The 7,469-nt window shown below is 54.4% G+C and carries 7 protein-coding genes and 1 pseudogene; 5 read left to right on the plus strand and 3 right to left on the minus strand.

Annotated elements, in window-relative coordinates; genetic code table 11:
- Window positions 1-6 precede the first annotated feature (6 nt).
- The 5 genes and pseudogenes from ACZM8Y_RS09330 (at window position 7) to ACZM8Y_RS09350 (ending at window position 5,447) form a co-directional block, all read left to right on the plus strand.
- A complete protein-coding gene (locus ACZM8Y_RS09330) occupies window positions 7-1,854 on the plus strand; it encodes an ATP-binding cassette domain-containing protein (RefSeq protein WP_482330900.1) in 1,848 nt (615 codons plus the stop codon).
- Window positions 1,855-1,931: 77 nt separating this feature from the next.
- Window positions 1,932-2,624, plus strand: coding sequence for a nucleotidyltransferase family protein (locus tag ACZM8Y_RS09335; protein ID WP_302552067.1), 693 nt, complete (start codon window positions 1,932-1,934; stop codon window positions 2,622-2,624).
- 2 nt (window positions 2,625-2,626) lie between these two features.
- Window positions 2,627-3,160 carry a D-glycero-alpha-D-manno-heptose-1,7-bisphosphate 7-phosphatase gene (locus ACZM8Y_RS09340; protein ID WP_302552068.1) on the plus strand — a complete coding sequence of 178 codons (534 nt, stop codon included), beginning with the start codon at window positions 2,627-2,629 and terminating at the stop codon, window positions 3,158-3,160.
- Between the two features lie 82 nt (window positions 3,161-3,242).
- Window positions 3,243-3,374 (plus strand): annotated as a pseudogene (locus tag ACZM8Y_RS09345) (SPASM domain-containing protein); the annotation flags it as partial.
- Between the two features lie 201 nt (window positions 3,375-3,575).
- Window positions 3,576-5,447, plus strand: a complete 1,872-nt coding sequence (locus tag ACZM8Y_RS09350; RefSeq protein WP_487479953.1) for a radical SAM protein — start codon at window positions 3,576-3,578, stop codon at window positions 5,445-5,447.
- Window positions 5,448-5,578: 131 nt separating this feature from the next.
- On the opposite strand, the gene ACZM8Y_RS09355 is transcribed toward ACZM8Y_RS09350, so the two are convergent.
- The 3 genes from ACZM8Y_RS09355 to ACZM8Y_RS09365 form a co-directional block, all read right to left on the minus strand.
- Complete coding sequence (locus ACZM8Y_RS09355; protein WP_479858318.1) at window positions 5,579-6,223, minus strand: D-sedoheptulose-7-phosphate isomerase; 645 nt, start codon at window positions 6,221-6,223, stop codon at window positions 5,579-5,581.
- 143 nt (window positions 6,224-6,366) lie between these two features.
- The gene (locus ACZM8Y_RS09360) at window positions 6,367-6,672 is read right to left on the minus strand and encodes a hypothetical protein (protein WP_482330886.1); all 306 of its coding nucleotides are present in this window, start codon (window positions 6,670-6,672) and stop codon (window positions 6,367-6,369) included.
- 25 nt (window positions 6,673-6,697) lie between these two features.
- Window positions 6,698-7,000 carry a DUF6506 family protein gene (locus tag ACZM8Y_RS09365; protein WP_482330881.1) on the minus strand — a complete coding sequence of 101 codons (303 nt, stop codon included), beginning with the start codon at window positions 6,998-7,000 and terminating at the stop codon, window positions 6,698-6,700.
- Window positions 7,001-7,469 lie beyond the last annotated feature (469 nt).

A 7,469-nucleotide genomic window follows, 5' to 3' on the forward strand; every position in this document is an offset into this window, starting at 1 on the left:
AGCATTATGTCCCTCTTTCAGAATATCCAGAATATGTTGCTCAGGGATTTCCTGACCATTTACAGGATAATGCCGGCCTTTATCCGCCGAAAAATCCTCCTTGTCTTTTTGCTGATGCTGGTGATCGCCATCTTTGAAGCATTATCCATTCTTTCGCTTTCTTTTTTGGCGCTGAGCGTCGCCTCTCCCGACAAGACGATGAGCCTGCCTCTGGTCAGGTATGCCTTTGATATCTTTCCAAGCCTCCATAGCCTCCAGTCCGATGTCAGAATATTCGCCTTCTGGGTGGCCCTTCTGGTGGCGGGGCTTACCATCGTCAAGAACGCCATGTCCGCCCTGGCAGGGATGCGCACCGCCATGTTGGGCGAAGCTGTGGCTCAGTATGCCGGGGAAACGCTCTTCCGCTACTTTCTGAACAGCTCATATCTGGATTTTCTTTCAGGGAAGACCCGACAGATCCCCCAAGTGTTCTCATGGCGCAGCCAGCTCGGATTTTTCCTTGTAAACCTGATGCAGGTCTACACATATATTGTCATCTCCATCGCGCTGTTTCTGATACTCATCTCGGCGACGCCCGAAGTCCTGCTGGCAACGCTGGTTGTCGTCACGTCGCTATGCTTTTTTATTTACAAAAGAATCAAACAAAGCGTCGATGCCGCCGGCAAGGAGTCCGCCGAGTGCTCCAGTATGGAATACCTGGCGCTGGAAAACGCCAAACGCGGCATGATGGAAGTGCATATCTACCGACAGCAGCCGTATTTTTTTGAAGCGTACCGTTCCGCAGGGATGAAGGCCATGCAGAGCCGGGCGCTCATCACCGTCGCCCCTCCCATCCCCACATGGATATTGGAAAGCATCGCCTTCCTCGTAATCCCCGCGGCGCTGTGGATCATGATATCGTTTTATGATGCCTCCATGTCCCGCATTACCGGCGTGCTGACCATGATCATGCTTGCCTCATGGCGCGTACTGCCACTGCTCAACCGCTCCATGACGAACATGGTTGCCTTGCGCGGAGCGCACTATCCGGCGCTCCAGTGTGCCGGGCTTATTGACGCGATACAGAAAGCTCCCATCCCTCCGGCCGTGGAAGCCGAACAGCGGCTGGAATTCAGTGAGGCCATCAGCTTTGAGGATGTTTCCTTTTTCTACCCCTCGTCTGAGAAGGCCGCCCTGCGCCATGTCACATTCCGGCTTGCCAAAGGGGAGAGGCTGGGGATCGTCGGACAGTCCGGGGCGGGGAAAAGCTCTCTGGCCAATATCCTCAGCGGGCTCATTGAGCCTACTGCCGGGCGGATGCTCGTGGATGGGAACCCCCTGTCCCCCTCGGAGCGCGCCGCCTATATGCTTGGGGTGGGGTATGTGGCGCAAAACCCATACGTTGCGCCGGGCACGCTCGCGCAGAACGTCGCCTTCAGCCAATGGGGGCGGCCTTATGATGAGGAACGCGTGCGGCAGGCCTGCCGGATGGCCCATCTGGATATTGTGAACCAACGTCCTGAAGGCATCAACCTCCCTATAGGGGAAGGAGGCAGCGGCCTTTCAGGGGGGCAGTTGCAGCGCCTTTCCATTGCGCGCGCCCTGTATGCCTCGCCGCACCTGCTGATTCTTGACGAGGCCACAAGCTCGCTGGACATGGGGGTAGAGGCGGCCATCATGAAAACCATCACCTCGCTTCCCAGATCAATGACGCTGGCGATTATCGCCCACAGGCTTTCCACTGTGGAATCGTGCGATTCCATCCTTTGGCTCAGGGATGGCGAGACCGCCATGTACGGCCCTCCCTCCGAGGTGCTGCCGCATTACAGGGAATACCTGCGGGCTTCACATGAACGCACATTGCCGCAGGCATAGTCGGGGCTCATAGCCCCTTTTCCGGCTGCCTGATTCGGCCGCCACTCACTGCCATGACGAATAAAAGAGGTGTTTTTATGCGGGAAGCTGTCATCCTTGCAGGAGGGTTCGGCACTCGGCTGAGATCCGCCGTTCCGGATCTGCCGAAAGCCATGGCCCCTGTTGCGGGCAAGCCGTTCCTGGAAATCCTGCTGGCGCATCTGGAAAAGAAGGGGATACGGCACGTCATCCTTTCCGTAGGCTACCTCGCGGAAATCATTGAATCCCATTTCGGCGACAGTTTTGCCTCACTGCATATCAGCTACGCCTACGAGGATGAGCCTCTCGGCACAGGCGGGGCCTTGCGCTTCGCCATGCAGCAGTGCCGCGAGGACGTGGTGCTGGCGCTCAACGGCGATACCTTTCTTGATGTTGATCTGGAACAAGCCGGGCAGGATTGGCGACACCACCGCGCCCCCATTCTTTTCGGCGTACAATCCGACGATACCGCACGCTACGGCAGCCTGTTGACGGATGGCCGCCGCGTCACCGGCTTTCTGGAAAAGGGACGGAAGGGGCCGGGCATCATCAACGCGGGAAGCTACCTTTTTCCGGTTACGCTTTTTGACGGGCAGAACCTTCCGGCGAGCTTTTCGCTGGAACAGGACTTTCTGGCGCGGGAAATCTCCCGCAGGGCCTTCCGCCTGTTTCCCATCGACGAACCTTTTATAGATATCGGCGTCCCGGAGGACTATCTGTTGGCCCAAACCTATTTGAAACGGTATGCCTGACAATGATGAACAAGGCCCTTTTCCTTGATCGTGATGGCATTATCAATGTGGACTTTGGTTATGTGCATAAGAAGGAACATATTGTCTTTGTGGAAAACATTTTTCCTCTGGTGCGCGCCGCCAACCAAAAAGGGTATCTGGTCATCATCATAACCAATCAGGCCGGCATCGGCAGAGGGTATTATACCGAAGAAGATTTCTTTGCCCTTATGCACTGGATGCAGGAGCAATTTCAAAAACATGGCGCCGTTGTCCATGATGTTTTCTACTGCCCTTTCCATCCCGTTCATGGAATCGGCCGTTACAGGCGGGAGAGTTTCCTGCGCAAACCGCATCCGGGCATGATCATGCAGGCAGCGGAAAAATATGAAATCGATCTTGCCGCCTCCGTGCTGGTAGGCGACTCGCTTACGGATATTCAGGCAGGCATGGCCGGAGGGGTGGGCAAACTTTTCCTCCTTGCCCAGGATGGAGGGGAAACGCCGCAAGCCCAGACCATCTCCGGGCTTTTAGAGGTCATTAACCACTTATCATAGAACAGCATAAAACCATTTTGTTGAAACGGGGCATGCGGGTTTGCCCCAAAAATATTTCTGGACGGCAGTTTTTGGAGGTTCCATGTCCTGCAAATTTCCTTTTTCCTTTATTGAAGTCTTTTCAAATGGGGATGTTTATCCTTGCTGTCCCGAATATTGCTATTACTATTGCCTCGGCAATATTTTTGAGCAAAGCCTTGAAGAGATCTGGTATGGCAGCAAAGCGACGGCGCTGCGAAAAAGGCTGCTTTCCGATGACCATACCGTCTGCAATGCCATGCAGTGCTTCAGGGAAACCATGGATTTCCTTCTTCCTGAAGACGATATCGTGTGGGATGAGAAACCGCCGCTTCCCATTGCCGTTAAGCTCAGCCATGATAAGGAATGCAATTGCTCCTGCATCACATGCCGGGATATGCCCATACGGTCTTCGCAGCAGGAACTTGATGAGCTGAACCGGAAAATCGAAACCCACTTTCTTCCATTGCTGCGCAATGCCAAGGTCGTCTCCCTTTCCGGGGCTGGAGATCCCCTCTTTTCACGGCACTCCCGCCAGCTTATCCGCCGTATTGCAGAAACCTATCCCTCCATGCGCTTTGCGCTGCACACCAACGGCCAGCTTTGTACGGCGCCGCTTCTTAAGGAACTCGGCATCCTGAACAGGTTGTCCCATGTCCAGATTTCCATCCACGCGGCAACATGCGGCACATATGAACACATCGTCAGGGGGGCGAGCTTCCAAAGGCTTATGGAGAACCTCGCCGGTCTGCGGGAACTGCTGGACAAGGGGAACCTGCGCAAGCTGGATCTCTTTTTTGTCATACACAGCCTGAATATGAAAGAAATCGGGCAGTTTTCCGATCTGGCGAAACAGTTTGGGGCGAATGCGCATTTCTGGGAATATCGTTATTGGGGAACGGAATTCGGCAGGGATTTTGACGCGGTCAACGTCTGTTCCCCTGCCCACCCTCTGCATGAGGAGCTTTTGTCCGGCCTGCGCGGCATTGCGAATCTGCCGCACATCCGGCTTTCTCCTGTGCTGAAGGGGCTCGCCCATCCTGTGAAACGGCGGCCCGACAGCCAGCCTGCCATTTTTGTCCACTCTTACTATTGCTGCGGCCAGACAGATATTTTCAAAAAATTCCGGCAAAAAGGGACGTATTGCTATTTTGAGCCGTATAAGCTGGAACTGGGTTCCCTGCACCGGGACAGGCTTCTTGCCGCAGCCTCAGGAAACGGCTCCCACCTTCCGTATCAGATGGAGTTCAGCGCGCTGTGCAGGGGGAACGGGCATGTGGACGGCTACAAGGCAACATTCCACGATACCGTCTATCACTACAAACATCTGCCGCCAGATGAAGCCAGCTATATACAGGGTCTTCTGGATCATGCCGGGCGCATCGGCCGCAGGCCGTTTTTGGGCTTTACCCGTTCGCTCCTGAGGATTGGCCTGCACAAAAAGCATTTTGGCGGCCTGCATGTCATGCTATTGCGTGATCCGTACAGCATGTTCGCTTCGCTTTTGTCTCAGGAATTCGAGAGAACAGCCCACCTTGCTGTTTTACGCCTCGCAACTGAAGACAGTATTATCAGGCGGTTGGGCTTTACCGGAAATAGCGCCGGCCTGAGTACGGCGGATGCCGGGTGTTTCACGCCAGACAATTGGGAGCTGTTTTGCGAATTTTATGTCCTGTTTCACGCCGTCGGCATGTGCCATTGCGATATGGTTGCCGATACTACGCGGCTTGCCCTTGACCGTTCCTATGCCGAAGAATGTGGAGAGAAACTTTCCTCGGCGACCGGCTTACAGCTTTCCTTTGCAGATACAGCCGTTCCTCCTGATGAGATGGACATTTTTTACAATCCCACTCCCCTCAGGGGGGCCTTTCAGCGTTATCTTGGCACGGCTCAGCAACGTCAAAAGCTGATCGCGCTGGCTGAAGAATATGCGGATATTCCGGCAACACCCCATGCAGAGGCGAACCTTGATACGCTTACGGCCTGCATCTTCCGCAAAACAGGCGATGCGCGGCAGCAATCTTACGCCCAATGGGCCCAGCTTACATATGAAAGCCACTTTCTGCGTGAGCTGCGCCGCCTTAACGAAGCCAGGCCAGAGCAGGCCATCCCCTTTGACGACAGCCTGCGGCAACTATCCCAAAAACTGGATGAGCTGAAAGAACGCAGCCTGCTCAAGGCCGAGGCCAAGAAAATCCTGCGGCGCATTTTTCCCCAGCACATCAGAAAACGCCTCGCGGAGTTGCGCGCGTCATACTTTCGCCAGTAGGCGTATTCCCTCCCCACACGCAAAGGCCCCGCAACGCCCCGCTGAAACGGCAGCATTCAGGCGCGCCCCGTATCAACCCGGCTTTGCTGTGGGGCCTGCACAGGCAAATCCGCCCAGCAAGGCCGCATGCTCTACTCGCCGAAGATGCTGGCCTCAATGCAGGCACATAAAGCATGATACAGAGGCAGATGGAGCTCCTGTACCTGCGGCGTTGAAGATGCCGGAGCCCGCAACTCCACATCCAGCAGCGAAGCCATTTCGCCGCCATCCTTGCCTGTCAGCCCCAGAGTCCGGCAGGACAACAGCCGCGCGACCCGTAACGCCTGATTGACATTGGCCGAATTGCCCGACGTGCTGATGCCCCAGACGACATCGCCGGGACGTGCCAGAGCATACACCTGCTGGGCAAAGCAGAGCTGCCCATCCACATCATTGGCAAAGGCTGTCGGCAGGGCAACGCCGGAAACCAGCGGGATCGCCGCAATGCCACCCTGCAAGCGGGTCAGGGCATCCGCATGCTGGGGGTAGAGCTTCTTGGCACGGCTGCAAAAACTTTCCGGCAGCGAGCGCGGCAACAGAAAGGATTTCATCAGTTCGCCCGCAATATGCTCGGCATCGGCTGCGCTTCCACCGTTTCCACAGATGAGGATTTTTCCGTGGTTCTTCACACAGCCCACCAGCAGAGATACAGCCTCTGCAAAAGAGCTTCCCGCCCCTTGCCACTGAGGATAACGATCCGACAGCTCATTCCAGAAATACGCGATACGGGATTCCATAAAATCTCCCACAAAACGGCAGCAAAGCCGGGCTTGATGAATCAAAAACAGATTCATCATGAAATTGTTCATTTTAGAGACAGTTATTCATCAAAGAATATTATTATAATATAGACTGGCGTTAAAATTTCCCGTTCAAAGATTCAAATATATGCGGCAAAGGAAGCTATCCACATCACCACATCTATCCACATCCAAGCCATGAATCCCTCCCCGGCATCAAGCAGGACATTATAATATTCTTTCCTTATCTCCAATAAACAAAAAGCCCCCAGTCGGCCTGACCGGGAGCTTTTTGTTTTGGCTGTGCCATAGGAAACGGCTGAGGCTTTCTTTCTTGAAATCCCAAAGGAATAACCAATAAAATGCCCTAACCATGAAGCCCATCGACGGAAAGCTGGATAAACAGCCTGTATTTTCACCATACTGTGGGGATAAGGCAGCCGCATACTCCGGCAGAGCCTATTTTTGTCGTCAGGCTTTGGCGAAAAAACGCTCGAACAGGGCATCCTGATCCGGGTTGTGGACGACATAGCCCACGGCGACCCTGTTCCCCGTAGCGGCAATAATTTTGTCGGCCCATTCCTTTCCGAACGCTCCGCAGACCTCGATGGCGCCCACGCCGTCCTCGGCGCAGGCCACGGCCCGCTTGAGGGCTTCCTCGAAGCTGGTGACCGTGAAAATGTAGCTGATCATATGTTCCGTCTCGAATACGGAGATATCCTTGGCTGTGTCGAACTCTTTTCCCATGAGCAGGAATGCGAATTTCTTTTTCATGCGGACTCCATCGGGGTTTGCTTTGGCTGTGTTATAGAAAATGGTTGATGCTTTTTTCCTGAAACTCCAAAAGGTAATCGGAAAAATGCCTTAACCGTGGATCCCGCCACGGGGAAAACTGGAAAAAGCTCTATTTTTTACCGCACTGTGGAGATGAAACAACCACATACTAACAGAGCCTTTGCTTTTCCTTGCCATAGCAGGAAAGCCCTGCCTCCCACAATGCGGCCCGTGCCCTTTTCTCCGGTGCTGACGTCACCTTGCCCGCTGTCCCCATGATCTTCCGCTGGAACGGGCTCCTATGGAATGCATTCGCCTTTTCGATGGCTTTCTAAAAATTCATTTTGAGTTTCATATAATTAACATACTGCGTTCATTGCAAAAGTGGATAGCTCCCTGTGGCGCGGCCTCCCCATTTGATGAAAGTCTTGGGAGAGGAGGGGGTGGGGCTTGGGGAGGGGGAGGAGAA

Source organism: Bilophila sp. (genome assembly GCF_057864385.1).